The following is an 18200-nucleotide window of genomic DNA, read 5'->3' as shown; positions in this document are numbered from 1 at the left end:
GGGGGACGGTAACGTCGCGGCCCGGGAAAGTAAAGGTATTTTTTCCCTTTTGCGGAATTTTCGCATGAGAAGGCTGCGCACAGCAAAAAGGCCGGGCTTCTGGCCCGGCCTTCTGTCCTGAATTCTCAGGAGAAAAATGGTGCTGCCGAATGGAATCGAACCATCGACCTTACCCTTACCAAGGGTATGCTCTACCGACTGAGCTACGGCAGCATCTCGTTCACGGGGGCAAAGGGTGCCCCCCCGAAGAGGGGCGCTTTATGCCACACCCCCTTTCATAACGTCAAGCGGGATTCCTCCCCCATTGACCAAGGAAATTTTCGGCGGAAAATAGCGGCCATGACCGACACCCCCCGCCCGCCCGCCGCCAAGCCGAAGCCGCCGACCGGAGCTGAACTGCGCAAGATGCGTCAGGCCGAGGCGCTGCGCGCCAATCTGGCCCGGCGCAAACAGCAAGAACGCGAGCGCGCCGACACCGAACCGGAGGCCGCGCCGTCGGCCCAGGCCGACCTTGCGCTGGACCGGGCCAAACGGTAAAAAGCCCGAGACCTTCGAGGGGAGCGCCCGCACATGTCCGTCATGCCCGATACCTGGATTCGTGAAATGGCCCTGACCAAGGGCATGATCGAGCCGTTCACCGAGAAGCTGCAGCGGGAAGGCGTGATCTCGTACGGGCTGTCGTCCTATGGCTATGACGCCCGGGTGGCGCCCGAGTTCAAGATCTTCACCAACGTCGATTCGGCGGTGGTCGACCCCAAGCAATTCTCGGAAAAGAGCTTCGTCGACCGCGAGACCGACGTCTGCGTCATTCCGCCCAATTCCTTCGCCCTGGCCCGCACGGTGGAATATTTCCGCATCCCGCGCGATACCTTGGTGATCTGCCTGGGCAAGTCGACCTATGCCCGCTGCGGCATCATCGTCAACGTCACCCCGCTGGAACCCGAATGGGAAGGCCATGTGACGCTGGAATTTTCCAATACCACGCCGCTGCCGGCCAAGATCTATGCCAACGAGGGTGCTTGCCAGTTCATCTTCCTGAAGGGAGATTCGCCGTGCGAGACGTCCTATGGCGACCGCGCCGGCAAATATATGGGCCAGAAGGGCGTGACCCTGCCGAAGCTTTAGCACGGCAGGCTTGACCCGGCCCCTGGCCGGGGGCTAAACCCTTGCCCTTTCCACCCGACCAGGACGAACGCGACATATGGACAGGATCCGCATCCACGGCGGCGTTCCGCTGAAGGGCACCATCGCCATCGGCGGCGCCAAGAACGCCGCCCTTGCCCTGATGCCGGCCTGCCTGCTGACCGACCAGACCCTGGCGCTGTCGAACCTGCCGCATCTGGTCGATATCACCACCATGGCCAATCTGCTGGCCCAGCACGGCGTGACCTTGGCGCTGAATGGCGATTCCCGCCATGGCGGCCATACCGGCCGGGTGCTGGAGCTGACCGCCGGCACCATCACCAACACCACCGCGCCTTACGATCTGGTGCGCAAGATGCGCGCCTCGGTGCTGGTGCTGGGGCCGCTTCTGGCCCGCTGCGGCCAGGCCAAGGTGTCGCTGCCCGGCGGCTGCGCCATCGGCACCCGGCCGGTCGATCTGCACCTCAAGGCGCTGGAGCAGATGGGTGCCGAGATCGAGCTGCAGGAAGGCTATATCAATGCCCGGGTCAAGGGCCGCCTGAAGGGCGCTCACATCATTTTCCCGCAGATCACCGTCGGCGGCACCGAGAATTTGATGATGGCCGCCACCCTGGCCGAGGGTGAGACAGTGATCGCCAACGCCGCCCGCGAGCCCGAGGTTACCGACCTGGCCCTGTGCCTGGTGGCGATGGGGGCGAAGATTTCCGGCATCGGATCGGGCACGCTGCGCATCGAGGGCGTCGATCGCCTGCATGGCGCCGAATATTCGGTGGTGCCCGACCGGATCGAGACCGGCACCTACGCGGTGGCCGCCGCCATCACCCGGGGCGACGTCGAACTGGTCGGCGCCCGCTTCGACCTGATGGAAGCGGTGATCAAGACCCTGACCGAATGCGGCGTTTCGGTGGAAGAAACCCCGCGCGGCATGCGGGTCAAGGCCGACACCGGCGACCTGGTCGGCACCGACATCATGACCGAGCCCTATCCCGGCTTTCCCACCGACATGCAGGCCCAGTTGATGGTGCTGATGGCCACCGCCAAGGGCGCCAGCATGATCACCGAAACCATCTTCGAGAACCGCTTCATGCATGTTCCCGAACTGATGCGCATGGGGGCGCGGGTCAATGTCCATGGCGCCTCGGCGATCGTGCGGGGCGTGCCCCGGCTGTCGGGCGCTCCGGTGATGGCCACCGACCTGCGGGCGTCGTCGTCCCTGATCCTGGCTGGCCTGGCGGCGGAAGGCGAGACCATCGTCAACCGCGTCTATCACCTGGATCGCGGCTATGAACGGGTCGAAGAAAAGCTGGCGGCCTGCGGCGCGCAAATCGAACGCTTGAAGGGCGACGCCGCCGAGTAAGGGTTTTGCCTGTGGCGCGCCCGTGCCGGGCGGCGCTTCGCTGTTATGCCTTTGGCACGCCCGATCCCGGGCGGCTCAGTCGCCGCTCGGGCTTTTTGGCGCAGCGCCAAATTCCGGCACAGCACAAAGCCCGGCGGCGTCTGAGCCGGCCCGGCACGGGCGCGCTTCGTTGTTATGCCTTTGGCACGCCCGATCCCGGGCGGCTCAATCGCCGCTCGGGCTTTTTGGCACAGCATCAAGCCCGGCGGCGTTTGAGCCGGCCCGGCACGGGCAGCGCTTCGCGCACAAAGCCCCTTAAGCCGACAGCAGCAGCTTGCCGCCGATCACCACCAGCACGGTGGCCAGCAGCGGGCGCAGCACTGCTTCCGGCACCCGCACCGCCAGGGCCGAGCCGATGGCGATGCCGGGCAGCGAACCGACCAGCAGCGAAATCAGCAACAGCCAATCGACCGAACCCAGCATCCAATGGCCGATGCCGGCCACCAAAGTCAGCGGCACCGCGTGGGCGATGTCGGTGCCGACGATGCGGGCGGTCGGCAGGCCGGGATAAAGCAGCAACAGGGCGGTCACGCCGATGGCGCCGGCACCCACCGACGATACCGAAACCAACAGCCCCATGATGGCGCCCAGCAAGACAGTGGTGCGGATGGTGGCGCCTGGCGACAGCCGGCGCGGCCGGCTTTCGGCCCAGCGCAGCAGGCGGCCGCGACAGAAGATCGCCAGCGCGGTCAGCAGCAGCGCCACCCCCAGCCCGGCCGACATCAATCCGCCGGCCTGCTTGCCGGTCACGCCCAAGTGAAACAGCAGGGCCAAGGTCGCCGCGGTCGCCGGCACGCTGCCCAACGCCAGCCAGCCGGCCAGCCGCCAATCGACGTTGCGGTTCATCCCGTGGACGACCGTGCCGCCGCTTTTGGTGACGGCGGCATACAGCAGATCGGTGCCGACGGCGGTGGCCGGATGGAAGCCGAAGGCCAGGATCAGCAATGGCGTCATCAACGAGCCGCCCCCGACCCCGGTCAGGCCGACCAGGATGCCGACACCCAGACCCGACAGGGAATAAAGGGGGTTGAGGCCATTCAACAGCTCGATCATGGGCTTTTCCAGATTTCCACCTTGTTCACCAGACTACTCTATCAATCTGGTGATGTTAAGATGTTTTTCCCCGTGCATTTTATGGGGATATTCGCCCGCCCCGGCCGGACCGTTGAAGTATCTGGTTTTTTCCCCTATCCTAATCAATGGATAGATTGTGCGTATCGAGAGGCCGATTCAGTATGGTGGGGAGCCGTCCCATGGAAATCTTGCTGGTGGACGACAGCCGGGGTGACGCGCGCCTGGTCAAGGAAGCCCTGCGGGAGGAAGCGCCGCTCGACACCCTTCACCATGTCATCGATGGCGTCGAAGCCATGGCCTTCCTGCATCGCAACGGGGCCTATGCCGACAAGCCGCGCCCCGATATCGTGCTGCTGGACCTCAACATGCCGAAGATGGATGGCCGCGAGGTGCTGCGCGCCATCAAGTCCGACCCGTCGCTGAAAACCATACCGGTGGTGACGCTGACCACCTCGACCCAGCGCGAGGACGTGGATTATTGCTATTCCACCGGGGTCAACGCCTTCATCTCGAAGCCGGTCAATCTGGACGACTTCATCCACACGGTGCGCCAGTTCAAGCAATTCTGGCTGTCGGTCGCCACCTTGCCCCATCCGCACGCGGCGTAACAGGTTGCGGAAAAACACCGATCTGGTGTCCGAAAGCCCCTCTTCGTCATGCCCGGACTTGATCCGGGCATCCACGCGGCGCCGCATAACTATCTGTTTTCAATGGAATTTTTGCGAGGACACGTGGATGGCCGGGTCAAGCCCGGCCATGACGGATTGAGCAAACTGACAGGAACGCCGAGTTTTTCCGCAGCCTGGTAAGGCTTAATCCCTGACCACCCGAAAGCCGATGTCGTAGCTCCATAGCCGCGCATCCTGGGCCGAGCGGCCATCGGATCGCGACTGGTGCGGCACGAAATACCACGAGCCGCCGGCCACCCAGCGGGTCCGGCACCCGGAATCGGCGCAAGTCTGGGTCCATTCCCACACATTGCCATGCATGTCGAACAGACCCCACGGATTGGCGGCCATGGTCGCCACCGGGGCCGGGCGGTGGTCGAAGCGGGGATCGCAGCCGTAGCAAACGGCGCGCCCGGGTTGCATGGTCTCGCCCCAGGCAAAGGCGGTCGTGGTGCCGGCGCGGGCGGCGATTTCCCATTCTTCGATGGTCGGCAGGCGGTGGTGACGGCCGGTGGCCCGGCTCAGCCAGGCGGCGAAGGCCTCGGCATCGGCCAGGGTGACGTCGGTCATCGGGTGATCGGGCTCGGACCAGCGCAAGGTCGGCTTGGCCGGGCAGCCGCCATCCTCGACGCAGGCCCGCCACTGGCCGACGGTGGTCTCGGTACGGGCCATGGCCAGCGGGCGGCCGGGCAGGTCCACCATGTCGGGATAGGGGGCGGCAATGGCTGGAACGGCCAGCAGAACCATCGCCAAAACCAGTCGAAGCACCGCGTTACACTCCGTTACCAACCGGCCCGTCATGGCGTTACCGGCAAGGCGTCTCATGGGATCCAAGGAAGAATTTGGACCACAGGAGGATGCCATGAAGACCCTGACCAAGACCATCGCCGCCTTCGCCGGTCTGCTGCTTCTGGCCGGCTGCGCCGCCGCCGCCGAAGATACCGCCCCGAAGAGTGTCGGCCCCGGCTATGGCCCCGGCTGGCGCCACGAGGAAATGATCAAGGCCCGCCAGAGCGGCCAGTTCGGCCCCGGACCGATGATGATGAACCGTGCCGCCGCCCCCGGCCAGACCTTCGGCCCCGGCCGCATGGGTCCGCCGCTGAATGCCGACGGCACCGTCGATACCACCAAGCTGCCGGCCTGGTGCCCCTATAACCAGCAGGCTCCGACCAAGTAATCGATCGCTGTGCCGCTCCGGCCGGGGCGGCACAGCTTTGTTTGGGCCATCGGCCGGTGTAGGATCGGGCCAGTCCACCTCGCCCGGAGACCGGCATGATCCGCCTGCTCGCCCTGTTGTCGCTTTTGCTGCTGGCCGTTCCGGCCCGGGCGAAGGACGATCTGGTTATCGGCATCACCCAATATCCGGTGACGCTGCATCCGGGCATCGAATCGATGCTGGCCAAGACCTATGTGCTGGCCATGGCCCGGCGGCCGATCACCGCCTATGGCCCCGACTGGAAGCTGATCTGCATGCTGTGCGAGACGCTTCCCACCATCGACAACAAGCTGGCGGTGCCGGAAAAGACCGCCGACGGCAAACAGGGCGTGGCGCTCACCTACACCCTGCGGGCCGATTCCGTCTGGGCCGACGGCACCCCGGTCACCACCGACGACGTCGTCTTCACCTGGGAGGTCGGCCGCCACCCGCAATCGGGCATCGCCAATGCCGAGCTTTATCGCCGCATCCTGAAGATCGAATCCAAGGACAAGCGGAGCTTCGTGCTGCATCTCGACCGCCTGACCTTCGACTACAACGCCATCAACGATTTCGCCCTGCTGCCGGCCCATGTCGAGAAGAAGCGTTTCCTGGCCGCGCCGGCCGAGTACCGGAACCGCACCGCCTACGACCAGGACAGCGCCAACCCGGGCCTTTACAACGGCCCCTACCGCGTCACCCAGGCGGTGCAGGGCAGCCATATCGTGCTGGAACCCAATTCCCACTGGAAGGGCGCCAAACCGGCCTTCGCCCGCATCGTCGTCAAGACGGTCGAGAACACTCCGGCCCTGGAAGCCAATCTGTTGTCGGGCGGCATCGACATGATCCCCGGCGAGTTGGGCCTGCCTTTGGACCAGGCCATCGCGTTCGCCAGGCGCAACGATCCGCGCTTCGCCATCACCTACAAATCCAGCCTGGTCTACGAGCATCTGGACGCCAACCTGTCGGTACCGATGCTGGCCGACCTGCGGCTGCGCCAGGCCTTGATGTACGGCACCGACCGCGCGGCGATCTCGAAGCAATTGTTCGACGGCCGCCAGCCGGTGGCCCATACCGCCGTCAACCCGCTGGACGGCGTTCATGCCGACGACGTGCCGAAATATTCCTTCGACCCGGCCAAGGCCGCCCGCCTGCTGGACGAAGCCGGCTGGACAATGCAAAGCGGGCCGATCCGCCGCAACGCCAAGGGCGAGCCCTTGTATATCGAACTGGCCACCACCGCCGGCAACCGCACCCGCGAGTTGGTGGCCCAGGTGCTGCAGGCGCAATGGAAGAAGCTGGGCATCGACTTGCGCATCAGGACCGAGCCGCCGCGCGTGCTGTTCGGCCAGACCCTGACCCAGCGCCGCTTCCCCGGCCTGGTGATGTATGCCTGGTACTCGGCGCCCGAAAGCGTGCCGCGCACCACGTTGCATTCCAGCCAGATCCCGGCCGAAGCCAATGCCTGGGCCGGCCAGAATTATCCCGGCTACAAGAATCCGCGCATGGACCAGCTGCTCGACGCCATCGAGGTCGAGCTGGACCGCACCAAGCGGGTCGAGCTGTGGCGCCAGTTGCAGCATCTTTATGCCGAGGAATTGCCGGCCCTGCCCCTGTTCTTCCGCGCCGACACCTTCATCCTGCCCAAGGCCCTGAAGGGGGTGACGCCGACCGGCCACCAGGACCCCAGCACCCTGTGGATCGAGACCTGGCGGTGGGGGTGATCGCCGCCCGCCTGGGCCAGTCGGCCGCCGTCTTGCTGGTGATGAGCTTCGTCATCTACGGCTTGATGGGGCTGATGCCGGGCGACCCCATCGACCTGATGATCGCCGCCGACCCGCACCTGAGCGCCGCCGATGCCGTCCGCCTGAAGGCCCTTTACGGCCTGGACCGGCCGTGGACCGAGCGCTATCTGCGCTGGCTGGCCCAGATCGGCCAGGGCGAGCTGGGCTATTCCCGCCTGTTCGCCCGCCCGGTCCTTGATATCCTGGCCCCGGCCATCGCCAATACCGCCCTTTTGATGGTGGCCGCGCTGGTCCTGGCCCTGATGGTGGCCCTGCCGTTGGGCATCTGGGCCGCCAGCCGGCCGGGCGGCTGGATCGACCGCGCCGCCAACCTGCTGGCCTTCGTCTCGGTGTCGGTGCCGACCTTCTGGCTGGGGCTGATGCTGATGGTGCTGTTCGCCGTGCAACTGGGCTGGCTGCCGGCCGGCGGCATGCACAGCCTGGAGGATGGCGGCGGCGGGCTGGTGGACCGTCTGCGCCATCTGGTGCTGCCGACGCTGACCCTGGCCATCGCGGGCACCGGCCAGTATGTCCGCCACATGCGCGCCGCCATGCTGGAACAGGCCGGGCTTGATTACATTCGCACCGCCATCGCCAAGGGCTGCGGCCCGACCCGCGTGCTGCTGCATCACCAATTGCGCAACGCCGCCATTCCGGTCACCACCATCGTCGCCCTGGAAGTGGGCGGCCTGTTCTCGGGGGCCTTGATCACCGAGACGGTGTTCGCCTGGCCGGGCATGGGCCGGCTGATCTTCGAGGCGGTGATGGGCAACGATTTCAATCTGGCGCTGTCGGGCCTGCTGCTGGCGACCGCCATGACCCTGGCCGGCTCGATCCTGGCCGACCTGGCCTATGCCTGGCTCGACCCCCGGGTGCGCCGCCGATGAGTCCAAGACAGCGCATGAGTCCAAGACAGCGCATCCTGGCCCGCTTCCTGGCCGACCGCCCGGCCCTGGCAGCACTTGCCGTGCTGGCCGCCCTGACCATGGCCGCCCTGACCGCGCCTTGGCTGGCCCAGGACCCCGAGGCGCTGGACCTGACGGCGATGCTGACCGCGCCATCGTGGGAGCATCCGCTGGGAACCGATGAATTGGGCCGTGACGTCGCCGCCCGCCTGCTCCATGGCGGGCGGGTGTCTCTGGCGGTCGCCGGCGCCACCGCGGCGCTGGCGGCCCTGTTGGGCACCCTGATCGGCTTGCTGTCGGGAACCTTCGGCGGCCGCGTCGATGCCGGGCTGATGCGGCTGACCGACGGGGTGATGGCGCTGCCGCTGTTGCCGCTGCTGATCGTGCTGGCGGCCATCGATCCGGCCAAGCTGGGCCTGTCCGCCGAGACCGTGAACTCGGAAGGCTTCGCCATCGGCCGCATCGTCTTTATCGTCGCCCTGGTCGGCTGGACCCAGGTGGCCCGCCTGGTGCGGGCCGAGACCTTGTCGGTGCAGGCCCGCGACCATGTCCGCGCCGCCCGCGCCATCGGGGCCGGCCCGGTGCGCATCATGCTTCGTCACATCCTGCCGGATGTGGCGTCGCCGGTGATCGTCGCCACCACCCTGAGCGTCGGCCACGTCATCTTGATCGAAAGCGCCTTGTCGTTCCTGGGCCTGGGCGTGCGCCCGCCCTTGGCCAGCTGGGGCAACATGCTGACCGGCGCGGTCGGCACCGTCGCCTCGGCCCCGACCCTGGCCTTGTGGCCGGGCCTGATCATTCTGGTCACCGTGCTGGCCGTCAACCGCGTGGGTGACGGGCTGCAACGCGCCCTGGACCAGCGATCGCGCGATTAGGTCACAGAAGCGTCAGCAGCGGCCCGGCCAGCCAGCGGCCGATCTTGTCCGCCCCGTTCGGCGTATTGTGCAAAAAATCGTAGAAATCGCCGTCGCCGAAATCGATCTCGGCGGCAAGGTCCAGGCAGATCGCTCCGGTCTCGCCGCAGACCTCCAGGGTGACCTGATTGGCCTCGGCCAGCAATCGGGCATGGTCCAGGCCTGTCAGCCCATCCTCGCCGACCACCCCTTCAAGGCGTCCGTCCCGCTGCCGGATGTCGCCCCGGCGTTGCGTCACCAGCACCGCCTGCGCCCCCATCGAGCGGATGGCGGCGACCATGTCGGTCAGCCTTTGCCGATAGGCCGCCGGCTGCCAGTCCGGCCAGGCCGAGCGGGTGTCGGAAAAGCGCGCGGTTTCGCTCCATTCCACGCGGGACCAATCGACACGGCCATGATTCAGCTTGGCTTTCCGGGCATTCAGCGCCCCCAGCGCGGTTTCCCATAGCCTGAGAACCGCCGAATTCTGCTGAAGCTTCTTGAAGTGGCTGGAAAATCCCAGCCGGTCGGTGGATTTTGGCCGCAAATAGGCGTCGTTGATGCCGACATAGGCCAGCACCAGCCGAGGACGCAAGCCCGGGACATGGGGGAACCACGCCTCGAAATTGCGCAGCATGCCGATGGTGCTTTGACCATCGATGCCGGCATTGGCGATGGTCACCGGCCGCCCCGCTGCCTTCAACTCGCGGGAAAGCACCGATTGCCAGGTCAAGTCGTCGGGCAGATAAAGCTGCTCGGTGGTGCTGCCGCCGATGGTCAGGATATCGATGGCATGAGGGGCGCCCCCGCCGCCCCGCACGCCGAATTCATCCCGGGTGAAGTGAAACACCGCCCCACCCGGGTAAAGGTCGCGCGCATCGACCTTGACGAAGGCGTTGCGTTGGATATTGACCCGGCTCAAGGGGTCCTCGATCAGCCAGGTCCCGAACACGGCCTCGGCGGCGATGATCGCGGCCAGCAGCAGGCCCAGGTTGACGGCGATGATCCGAGCCGCGTGGCGCACGTCAATTTTCCCGCCCGACCCAGGGGATGCGGGCGAAATCGACGCCGTCTTCCTCGAGCGCCTTGGATTCGTCGGCCGTGGCCTCGCCATAGATCGGCCGGGCTTCGGCCTCGCCGTAATGGATCTTGCGGGCCTCGTCGGCGAACTTGTCGCCGACATAGTCGCAACTGGCCTCGACGGCCGAGCGGATCTGGCCCAGCAGGCGGCGCATTTCCTGGGCGGTGTCGTGGGCGTCAAGCTTGGCGCCGGTGGCCCGGTTCAGCCGGGGCGCCATGATCGCCTTGGACACCCGCACATCGCCGCACACCGGGCAGGCGACGGCCCCCGATGCGACTTGGGAATCATAGGTGGCGTTATCGCGGAACCACGCCTCGAAATGATGGTCGTTGCCGCAACGCAATTCGAAGAGGATCATGGTTCCTTCCATACCTCATTCGCAAAGGCTTCGTCCATGCCCCACCATTCCGACGCCTCTCCATGGGTCCGGCGTTTCGCGCCGTTGGTGCCCCGGGGCGGCCCGGTGCTGGACGTCGCCTGCGGCGAGGGGCGCCATTGCCGCCTGTTTCGGGACCTGGACCACCCGGTCACCGGCATCGACCGCGACATTGCCGACACCCGCGCCGACGGCGCCGAACTGATCGGCGCCGACATGGAAACCGATGCGGGCTGGCCGCTGGCCGGGCGCCAGTTCGCCGGCATCATTGTCACCAACTATCTGTGGCGGCCGCTGCTGCCGGCGATCCGTGCCGCCCTGGCCCCCGACGGCGTGCTGATCTACGAGACCTTCGCCCACGGCAACGAGGCCTTCGGCCGGCCACGCAACCCCGATTTCCTGCTGGCCCCCGGCGAGTTGCTGCAAGCCTGCTCTGGCCTGACCATCGTCGCCTACGAGCACGGCATCAGGGACGGCCGCGCCGTCATCCAGCGCATTTGCGCCGTCAACGGGCCGGGGCCGTTCGCCCTGTCGTGATCGGTTCGTCGGGGAAAAGTACACCGAGGCGAAGCCGAGGGACTTTTGCACGAACGACTGATCAGCCCTTGGGCGGCAGCGAAAACGGGCGGTCATGTTCCAGGCACGGCACCTTGCGCCGGGCCTCGATCACGTCCTTGATGTCGATGTCGGCGATGACGAAGCCCGGCTGTTCCGGCGCATCGGCCAGAATCTCGCCCCACGGCGACACGATCAGGGCGTGGCCATAGGTCTCGCGATTGTTGACATGGGTGCCGCACTGGGCCGGGGCGAAAACGTAGCAACCGGTCTCGATGGCGCGCGCGCGCAGCAGCACATGCCAGTGGGCGCGGCCGGTGGTGCGGGTGAAGGCCGCCGGCACCGCCAGGAAACTGCAGCCGGCCTGGCCATAGGCGCGGTACAGATGGGGGAACCGCAGGTCGTAGCACACCGACAGGCCCATCCGCCCCCACGGCAGACGAGCCACCTGGGCACTGTCGCCGGGGCGGAAGGTCGCCGATTCCTTGTAGACCTCGCCCAGGCCCAGATCGACGTCGAACATGTGGATCTTGTCGTACTTGGCCGAGATCAGCCCGGACGGATTGATCACATAGGTCCGGTTGGCGACCATGCCGTCATCGACCAGGACCGCCAGCGAGCCGACATGCAGCCAGCAGCCCAGCTCGCGGGCCAGGGACTGGAAGGATTTCAGGGCGAGATGCTGGTCCTCGGGCATGGCCTTGAGGACGATGTTCGACCGCCCCCATTCCATCATCGCCACGTTTTCCGGCATCAAGATCAGCTCGGCGCCGGCGGCGCGGGCCTCGACGCACAGGCGGCTGGCCTCGTCGATATTGGCCTGCAGATCGTTGCTGGCGTTGACCTGAAGACAGGCCGCCTTGAAGACCTCGCCCTTCACCTAGGCGCCCGCCAGCATGGGGTCGAGCTTGCCATCGGAGTCCAGATCGTACAGATCGTCGCAGCCGCCGACATGGGTGCCGTTGATGAAGATCTGCGGCACGGTGCGCTTGCCACCCGAGCGGTTGATCATGAACTCGCGCATCTGCTCGTCGTCCGAGACGTCGATTTCCTTGTAGGAAACGCCCTTCTTCTGGAACAGCTTCTTGGCGCGGACGCAATAGGGGCAGACGCGGGTGGTGTAGATTTCGATCTCAAGGGCGGGCATCTGATACTCCGTCAATCAGGCGTCCTTTATATAGCGCGGGTCAGGCGTGGGGCAACACCACGCGCCCCAGCGTCAGGACATCGACGCCATGCGCGCCGGTCGTGACCAGGATTCGGGCGCATTCGCCCACCGTCGCGCCCGTCGTCAAGACATCGTCGACCAGCAGCACCCGCTTTCCCGTCAGCCGGTGGCGCCAGGACGGGCGCACGGCGAAGGCGCCCTTGACGTTGGCGGCGCGTTCATCGCGGCCCAGATGGCCCTGGGCCGGGGTGGCGCGGGTGCGCACCAATAGATCGGGGGCCACCGGCTTGCCGGTCAGCCGGCCCAATTCATTGGCCAGCACGGCCGCCTGGTTGTAGCGCCGGGACAGCAGCCGCAGCCGATGCAGCGGCACCGGCACGATCAAATCGGCATCCATGATCAGATCAGCACCCGAGCGCGCCAGCCAGCGGGCGAAGGTCGGCGCCCCTTCCAGCCGGTCGGCATGCTTGAAGCGCAGCACCAAGGGCTTCGAGGCATCGTCATAGCGAAACACCGCCCGCGCCCGCGCCCATGGCGGCGCGGCGCGCGCGCACAGGCCGCACAGGGAACCGGGTCCGGCATCGATTTCGAAGGGATGGCCGCAAGCGTCGCAGCAGGGCGCGGACAGGAAGGTGATTTGCCCCCAGCAATCCGGGCACAGCGCGCCGGGTTCGCCGACCATGGCCCCGCAGGACGGGCACAAGGGCGGCAGCACTGCGTCGAGCGCAAGCCTGACCCACCGTCTTGCCCCCCTCATCCCACTTCCCCCCGCAGCACCGACTATGTCATATGGATGGATGGCTGATCCTATCACCATTTTCGACCGCTCGCTGCTGCGCAAGCGGCGCGACCGCGCCGCCAAGACCTTCCCGTCCCACGACTTCCTGGTGCGCGAGGCGGCCGAGCGCCTGGCCGACCGCCTGGACGACGTCACCCGGCGCTTTCCGGTGGCCCTGGATTTGGGGTGTCACACCGGCGAGTTGGGCCAGACGCTGGGCAAGCGCGGCGGCATCGAGACGCTGGTGCAATGCGACCTGTCGCCGGCCATGGCCGGGCGCGCGGCGCGAAGCGGACGGATCACCCTGGCCGCCGACGAGGAATGGCTGCCCTTCGCCGACGATTCCTTCGATCTGGTGCTGTCGTGCCTGTCGCTGCATTGGGTCAACGACCTGCCCGGCACCCTGGTCCAGATCCGCCGGGTCCTGAAGCCGGACGGGTTGTTCCTGGCGGTGATGCTGGGCGGCGACACCTTGATGGAACTGCGCCAGGCCCTGGCCGACGCCGAGATCAGCGTCGAAGGCGGCTTAAGCCCCCGGGTGTCGCCGATGGCCGAGGTGCGCGATTTGGGCGGCCTGCTGCAGCGGGCGGGCTTCGCCCTGCCGGTGGCCGATTCCGAGCATCTGACCATCAGCTACGCCGACCCGATGAGCCTGCTGGCCGACCTGCGCGGCATGGGCGAGACCAACGCGGTGGCCCAGCAGCGCAAGGGCCTGACCCGGCGCGCCACCTTGTTTGCCGCCCTGGCCCGCTATCCGGAACGCTTCGCCGACGCCTCGGGCCGGATGCCGGCCACCTTCCAGCTGTTGACCATGACCGCCTGGAAGCCGCACCCCAGCCAGCCCAAGCCGCTGGCTCCCGGTTCGGCCCAGACCTCGCTGGTCACCGCGCTGAACAACCCCTGCGCGCCGCTTCGGCCACAGACGGATTGATGCCTGTGCGCTTTCCCACACCCCTGGTGCCCGCCACCCTGATCAAGCGCTACAAGCGCTTCCTGGCCGATGTCCGTTTCGACGACGGAGCCGAAATCACCGCGCACCTGGCCAATTCCGGCTCGATGCTGGGCACCTCGGAGCCGGGCAGCCGGGTGTGGCTGTCCCGTTCGGATAGCCCGACCCGCAAGCTGGCCTGGAGCTGGGAACTGGTCGAGATCGACGGCCATCTGGTCGGCGTCAACACCGCCCACCCCAACCGCATCGCCGCCGACGCCATCAGCGCCGGATCGATCCCGGAACTGACCGGCTATGACCGGGTCCGCCGCGAGGTCCGTTACGGCAGCCGCAACTCGCGCATCGACCTGCTGCTCGAGGCCGACGGCCGCCCGCCCTGCTGGGTCGAGGTCAAGAACGTCCACCTGAAGCGGGGAGACTGGGCGGAATTTCCCGATGCCGTCACCCAGCGCGGCGCCAAGCATCTCGAGGAACTGGCCGACCAGGTCCGTTTGGGCGACCGCGCGGTCATGCTGTATCTGGTCCAGCGCGAGGATTGCTCTGGCTTCCGCCCGGCCGCCGACATCGACCCGACCTATGCCGCCGGACTGAAGAAGGCGGTAGGCGACGGCGTCGAGACGATCTGCTATACCTGCCGCATGGGGCTGGACGGCATCGACATCGGATCGCCCCTGCCCCTGCATTTGGAACAGACGAGTTAAGCAGCATCCCATGGAACGCGAAGACCGCGAGGCGAGCCGGATCATCTTGCACCCCCGGGCCGATTTCGACGCCATGCACAAGGCTGGCAAGCTGGCCGCCGAGACGCTGGACTACATCACCCCCTTCGTGCAGCCGGGCGTCACCACCGCCGAGATCGACCGCCTGTGTGCCGAATTCATCGCCGCCCGCGGCGCGGTGTCGGCGCCCTTGAACTATCGCGGCTTTCCCCGCTCGATCTGCACCTCGGTCAACCACGTGGTGTGCCACGGCATTCCCGGCGACAAGCGCCTGGAAGACGGCGACATCGTCAATATCGACGTCACCCCCATCGTCGATGGCTGGCACGGCGATTCCAGCCGCATGTATTACGTCGGCAAGGTCGGCATCAAGGCGCGCAAGCTGGTGGAAATCACCTACGAGGCGTTGATGCTGGCCATCGACATCGTCAAGCCCGGCGCCACCCTGGGCGATATCGGCTGGGCCATCCAGAACCATGTCGAGAAGCAGCGTTTCAGCGTGGTGCGCGACTTCTGCGGCCACGGCCTGGGCCGCACCTTCCACGAGCCGCCCAACGTCATGCATTACGGCGTGCCCGGACAGGGCATCGTCTTGAAGGAAGGCATGTTCTTCACCATCGAGCCGATGATCAATGCCGGCCGCGCCGACACCAAGATCCTGGCCGACGGCTGGACGGCGGTGACCAAGGACAAGTCGCTGTCGGCGCAGTTCGAACACTCGATCGGCGTCACCGCCACCGGCTGCGAAATCTTCACCGCCTCGCCGGCCGGGCTGCACTGCCCCCCCTACTAGCGTCTAGTGTGGCGATTTTGAAATACGCAGCCTTCTGCGCATTTCAAAATCACCACACAATTCAACAAGATAGTGGCCTGCTCATCCCCGGAATTCGCCATGCGAATTTCGGGGGGGCAGGACACTGGGTTTACATTCTATTGACATGGAACGCACAGGTGCGGAATATTACCTATGCGAAAGTCTCAGGATTTCCGCCAAAATCAAGAAGGCCAAGCGACTATCCGGGGGGATGGGGCTTCGAGATTGTGGGGGCAGCATGTCGGTGGGGGCATTATCGGTTGATGCTGGCGAAGCGGTTCGCCGTGTGAATGAGACCCTGCAGGGCTCCGTCGTCGAAATCCTGGCGCCGTTCGTCCCGGAATTGAAAAACATTCCGCGCGATCAGGCCTATCAGCGGGCGCTCGGCGATCTGACGTTGCTCGAGCGCTGCTTTTCCGCCTTCCGCGCACAACGGGCCAAGTTTTCGCAGGTCCTGGTCGATGCCGCAAAAATGCCGGTGACCGACGACGGCGCGGTGTTGTCGTGTGGCCGCACCCTGGAACAGGTGGTGGCGATGATCGTCCGCACCGCCGCCAAGCGCCATTTCCGCGCCCGGCTGTGCCCGCGCCCCCAGATGGCTGAATCCGAGCCGGTCGGACTGATGACCAAGGTCGCCGCCATGCTGAAGGTCGGCCCCTGCGCGCCGGCCAAGCCCAAGGCACCGCCGGCTGCGGACGCCGCCCAGCGCGCCCGCGCCGACGAGTTGTACGACGCGCTGAAGGCCAACCTGCTGCACGAATGGCAGGTGCCGCTGGTGCCGACCTATGCCGACATGACCCCCAACCTGGCCCGCGCCCTGGGGCCGAAAATCCTGGAACTGCGCGACCCCGATCATCTGCGCCGCATCGTCGACGACCCGGCCGAGGCCGCCGCCTTGTTCGACGTCCCCGACGCGCCCGAGCCGCCCACCGCCGGCTCGAAGGACGAACGTGCGCGCCTGTCCGACATTCTGGCCCCGGGGGGCCAACGCCTGCGCACGGAGGCCTTCAACTTCGCCCTGCGCGAGGAAACCCTGCGCTCGCTGGTCAAAAGCGGCCGGCGGATGTCGCTGATGACCGAGGCCTTGAGCGCCGTCGGCGGCGGCACCGCCAAGATCCTGGTCGCCGAACTGGGGCTGCGCATGGACCAACTGGCGCTGATCTTGCTGGTCGCCCACGAAGTGGCCGGCCCCGACACCTTCGCCCGCGTCTTCGGCCATCCCGGCGACCCGGCGATGTTGATGCGTCTGACCCAGAAGGCCCGCCAGCAAGGCATTTCGCAAAAGACCAGTCTGGCCGATTGCGCCGCCTTCACCCGGCGGTTGTTCGTCCGTCAGTCATAGGTCGCCAGCGCTAGCGATTAAGTAAGGTCATTCCCACATGATCGGCAACAGGCAGATCCACGAGCACCCTGATGCCCGATAACCAGTCGCGCGACCATTTGAACGTCGTCAGAAAGATCACCGCCACTTTGCAAGGCCCGGTGGTCGGCGCCTTGGCCGAACTGGTGCCCGAGGTGCGCGCTTTGCCGCGCCGCACCGCACTCGACACCATCTTGGACGATGTCGATCTGCTGAACCGCTGTTTCATGGCGTTTCGCGCCAACACCGATCAGTTTCGCCACCTGCTGGTGGACCGCCACAAGGTCACCGTCGAAGACGCCGACGCCTTGCTGGAATGCGGTCGCAGCTTGGACGACGTCATCGCCATGGTGGTGCGCACCGCCGCCAAGCGCCACTTCCGCCTGCGCCTGGACGGATCGACCAAGCCCAGGAAACGAAAGGCCCCCAACTCGCGCCGGGGTCTGTTCGCCAAGCTGCGCTCGCTGGTCACCCGCCACCACCCCCGCACCACATCGGGGCCGCTGACCCAGGGCGAGGTTCTTTACAACGCCTTTCAGGAATATTTGCTGCATGATTGGCAGGTGCCGATCATCCCGGAATATGTCCAGATGAATCCCGGCATGGTCCGCCGGCTGGGCGAGCGCCTGCTGGAATACCGCCTGCCCGAGGACATTCGGCGCCTGCGCTCGGACCCCGACAACCCGCCGCCTCCGACTCCGGTGGTCAGCGACGCCCAGACCGCGGGCTTCCAGGTCGCCCCCACCGCCCCCGCCTCGCTGCCGGTTTCCGTGACCGGGGCCGAGCGGCTGAGTGACGGCATGGCCAAGATCGAGATCAGCCGCCCAAGCGCCGACAAGGACGAGCGAGCCCGGCTGTCGGAAATCCTGACTCCCGACGGCAAGCGGCTGCAGGCCAAGGCCTTCGCCAACGCCCTGTTGGACCCCAAGGTCCGCGAGGTCATTCCCAACGCCGCCAACGCCATCAGCGTCACCGGCAAGCTGGGCATCGTCAGCGCATCGGTCGGAAAGAAGCTGGTGGGCGACCTCGCCCTGCGCGTCGATCAATTGGCGGTGTTCCTGATGAGCGCCAACGCCGCCCTGGGTGACGAAAATTTCGAGAAAGCCTTCGGCGTGCCCGGCCGCCCCGATTATGTCGCCAAGATCGTCCAGCGCGCGCAAGCGGCGAATTTGGGCCAAGCCAGCACCAACCGTCAGATTGCCGACTTCATCACCCGCCTGTTCGCCGCCGCCGCCCAGAAGACCGGCTAGTGTCCTGCCCCCGAAATTCGCATCGCGAATTCCGGGGATAAGCAGGCCACTATCTTGTTGAATTGTGGGGTGATTCTGAAATTCGCAGAAGGCCG

Annotated in this window: 21 protein-coding genes and 1 tRNA gene; 14 read left to right on the top strand and 8 right to left on the bottom strand. The window is 66.3% G+C overall.

The annotated features are described in order from the left end of the window. Positions 1 to 137 precede the first annotated feature (137 nt). Positions 138 to 213 (bottom strand) — tRNA-Thr (locus MTBLM5_RS03790). A 126-nt stretch (positions 214 to 339) separates the two neighbouring features. Here MTBLM5_RS03790 and MTBLM5_RS03785 point away from each other — a divergent pair. From MTBLM5_RS03785 to murA, 3 genes are all read left to right on the top strand, one after another. Further along, a complete protein-coding gene (locus MTBLM5_RS03785) occupies positions 340 to 537 on the top strand; it encodes a hypothetical protein (RefSeq protein WP_173974466.1) in 198 nt (65 codons plus the stop codon). A gap of 33 nt (positions 538 to 570) precedes the next feature. Continuing rightward, complete coding sequence (dcd, locus tag MTBLM5_RS03780; RefSeq protein WP_068499750.1) at positions 571 to 1125, top strand: dCTP deaminase; 555 nt, start codon at positions 571 to 573, stop codon at positions 1123 to 1125. A gap of 76 nt (positions 1126 to 1201) precedes the next feature. Continuing rightward, entirely contained in the window at positions 1202 to 2500 is a 1299-nt protein-coding gene (murA, locus tag MTBLM5_RS03775; protein ID WP_068499747.1) for a UDP-N-acetylglucosamine 1-carboxyvinyltransferase, read from the top strand. Positions 2501 to 2794: 294 nt separating this feature from the next. On the opposite strand, the gene MTBLM5_RS03770 is transcribed toward murA, so the two are convergent. Next, on the bottom strand, positions 2795 to 3592 hold the full coding sequence (locus tag MTBLM5_RS03770; RefSeq protein WP_173974465.1) for a sulfite exporter TauE/SafE family protein: 798 nt from the start codon (positions 3590 to 3592) through the stop codon (positions 2795 to 2797). Positions 3593 to 3792: 200 nt separating this feature from the next. Here MTBLM5_RS03770 and MTBLM5_RS03765 point away from each other — a divergent pair, with 200 nt between their 5' ends. Beyond that, positions 3793 to 4221 (top strand): response regulator, encoded by a 429-nt coding sequence (locus MTBLM5_RS03765; protein ID WP_216635783.1) that lies wholly within the window; start codon positions 3793 to 3795, stop codon positions 4219 to 4221. A gap of 204 nt (positions 4222 to 4425) precedes the next feature. Here the strand turns inward: MTBLM5_RS03765 and MTBLM5_RS03760 are convergent, their stop codons facing one another. Further along, on the bottom strand, positions 4426 to 5049 hold the full coding sequence (locus MTBLM5_RS03760; protein WP_173974464.1) for an SUMF1/EgtB/PvdO family nonheme iron enzyme: 624 nt from the start codon (positions 5047 to 5049) through the stop codon (positions 4426 to 4428). A gap of 94 nt (positions 5050 to 5143) precedes the next feature. Here MTBLM5_RS03760 and MTBLM5_RS03755 point away from each other — a divergent pair, with 94 nt between their 5' ends. The 4 genes from MTBLM5_RS03755 (at position 5144) to MTBLM5_RS03740 (ending at position 9040) form a co-directional block, all read left to right on the top strand. Then, a complete protein-coding gene (locus MTBLM5_RS03755; protein ID WP_173974463.1) occupies positions 5144 to 5458 on the top strand; it encodes a hypothetical protein in 315 nt (104 codons plus the stop codon). A 95-nt stretch (positions 5459 to 5553) separates the two neighbouring features. Next, positions 5554 to 7200 carry a peptide ABC transporter substrate-binding protein gene (locus MTBLM5_RS03750; RefSeq protein ID WP_173974462.1) on the top strand — a complete coding sequence of 549 codons (1647 nt, stop codon included), beginning with the start codon at positions 5554 to 5556 and terminating at the stop codon, positions 7198 to 7200. Further along, positions 7173 to 8147: an ABC transporter permease gene (locus MTBLM5_RS03745; protein ID WP_254430894.1), complete on the top strand. Its 975-nt coding sequence runs from the start codon at positions 7173 to 7175 to the stop codon at positions 8145 to 8147. Before MTBLM5_RS03750 ends, MTBLM5_RS03745 begins: the two co-directional genes overlap by 28 nt. A gap of 14 nt (positions 8148 to 8161) precedes the next feature. Next, the gene (locus MTBLM5_RS03740; protein ID WP_173974461.1) at positions 8162 to 9040 is read left to right on the top strand and encodes an ABC transporter permease; all 879 of its coding nucleotides are present in this window, start codon (positions 8162 to 8164) and stop codon (positions 9038 to 9040) included. 1 nt (position 9041) lies between these two features. Here MTBLM5_RS03740 and MTBLM5_RS03735 read toward each other — a convergent pair whose 3' ends face one another. Together MTBLM5_RS03735 and MTBLM5_RS03730 are read right to left on the bottom strand one after the other, a co-directional pair. Next, complete coding sequence (locus tag MTBLM5_RS03735; RefSeq protein WP_173974460.1) at positions 9042 to 10079, bottom strand: SGNH/GDSL hydrolase family protein; 1038 nt, start codon at positions 10077 to 10079, stop codon at positions 9042 to 9044. 1 nt (position 10080) lies between these two features. Beyond that, positions 10081 to 10494, bottom strand: coding sequence for a DUF1178 family protein (locus tag MTBLM5_RS03730; RefSeq protein ID WP_173974459.1), 414 nt, complete (start codon positions 10492 to 10494; stop codon positions 10081 to 10083). A 36-nt stretch (positions 10495 to 10530) separates the two neighbouring features. Here MTBLM5_RS03730 and MTBLM5_RS03725 point away from each other — a divergent pair, with 36 nt between their 5' ends. Beyond that, positions 10531 to 11049 carry a bifunctional 2-polyprenyl-6-hydroxyphenol methylase/3-demethylubiquinol 3-O-methyltransferase UbiG gene (locus MTBLM5_RS03725; protein ID WP_173974458.1) on the top strand — a complete coding sequence of 173 codons (519 nt, stop codon included), beginning with the start codon at positions 10531 to 10533 and terminating at the stop codon, positions 11047 to 11049. A gap of 61 nt (positions 11050 to 11110) precedes the next feature. Here MTBLM5_RS03725 and MTBLM5_RS03720 read toward each other — a convergent pair whose 3' ends face one another. The 3 genes from MTBLM5_RS03720 to MTBLM5_RS03710 are packed head-to-tail and all read right to left on the bottom strand — an operon-like array spanning position 11111 to position 12992. Further along, on the bottom strand, positions 11111 to 11947 hold the full coding sequence (locus tag MTBLM5_RS03720) for a carbon-nitrogen hydrolase family protein (protein WP_173974457.1): 837 nt from the start codon (positions 11945 to 11947) through the stop codon (positions 11111 to 11113). Continuing rightward, a complete protein-coding gene (gene grxC / locus MTBLM5_RS03715) occupies positions 11948 to 12214 on the bottom strand; it encodes a glutaredoxin 3 (protein ID WP_173974456.1) in 267 nt (88 codons plus the stop codon). A 40-nt stretch (positions 12215 to 12254) separates the two neighbouring features. Then, the gene (locus tag MTBLM5_RS03710) at positions 12255 to 12992 is read right to left on the bottom strand and encodes a ComF family protein (protein WP_173974455.1); all 738 of its coding nucleotides are present in this window, start codon (positions 12990 to 12992) and stop codon (positions 12255 to 12257) included. Between the two features lie 40 nt (positions 12993 to 13032). On the opposite strand from MTBLM5_RS03710, the gene MTBLM5_RS03705 reads away from it, so the two are divergent. The 5 genes from MTBLM5_RS03705 (at position 13033) to MTBLM5_RS03685 (ending at position 18105) form a co-directional block, all read left to right on the top strand. After that, on the top strand, positions 13033 to 13944 hold the full coding sequence (locus MTBLM5_RS03705; RefSeq protein WP_173974454.1) for a methyltransferase domain-containing protein: 912 nt from the start codon (positions 13033 to 13035) through the stop codon (positions 13942 to 13944). Between the two features lie 5 nt (positions 13945 to 13949). Next, on the top strand, positions 13950 to 14663 hold the full coding sequence (sfsA, locus tag MTBLM5_RS03700) for a DNA/RNA nuclease SfsA (protein ID WP_173974453.1): 714 nt from the start codon (positions 13950 to 13952) through the stop codon (positions 14661 to 14663). A gap of 10 nt (positions 14664 to 14673) precedes the next feature. Further along, a complete protein-coding gene (gene map, locus MTBLM5_RS03695) occupies positions 14674 to 15474 on the top strand; it encodes a type I methionyl aminopeptidase (RefSeq protein ID WP_068499715.1) in 801 nt (266 codons plus the stop codon). Positions 15475 to 15781: 307 nt separating this feature from the next. Next, the gene (locus tag MTBLM5_RS03690; RefSeq protein ID WP_254430893.1) at positions 15782 to 16837 is read left to right on the top strand and encodes a hypothetical protein; all 1056 of its coding nucleotides are present in this window, start codon (positions 15782 to 15784) and stop codon (positions 16835 to 16837) included. A gap of 71 nt (positions 16838 to 16908) precedes the next feature. After that, positions 16909 to 18105, top strand: coding sequence for a hypothetical protein (locus MTBLM5_RS03685; protein WP_173974451.1), 1197 nt, complete (start codon positions 16909 to 16911; stop codon positions 18103 to 18105). Positions 18106 to 18200: the final 95 nt, after the last annotated feature.

The organism is Magnetospirillum sp. LM-5 (assembly GCF_902729445.1).
In the GTDB taxonomy this organism is placed as follows: Bacteria; Pseudomonadota; Alphaproteobacteria; order Rhodospirillales; family Magnetospirillaceae; genus Magnetospirillum.
Note: the sequence above shows the minus strand (reverse complement) of the source record. Positions and strands in the feature narration are given on the sequence as shown.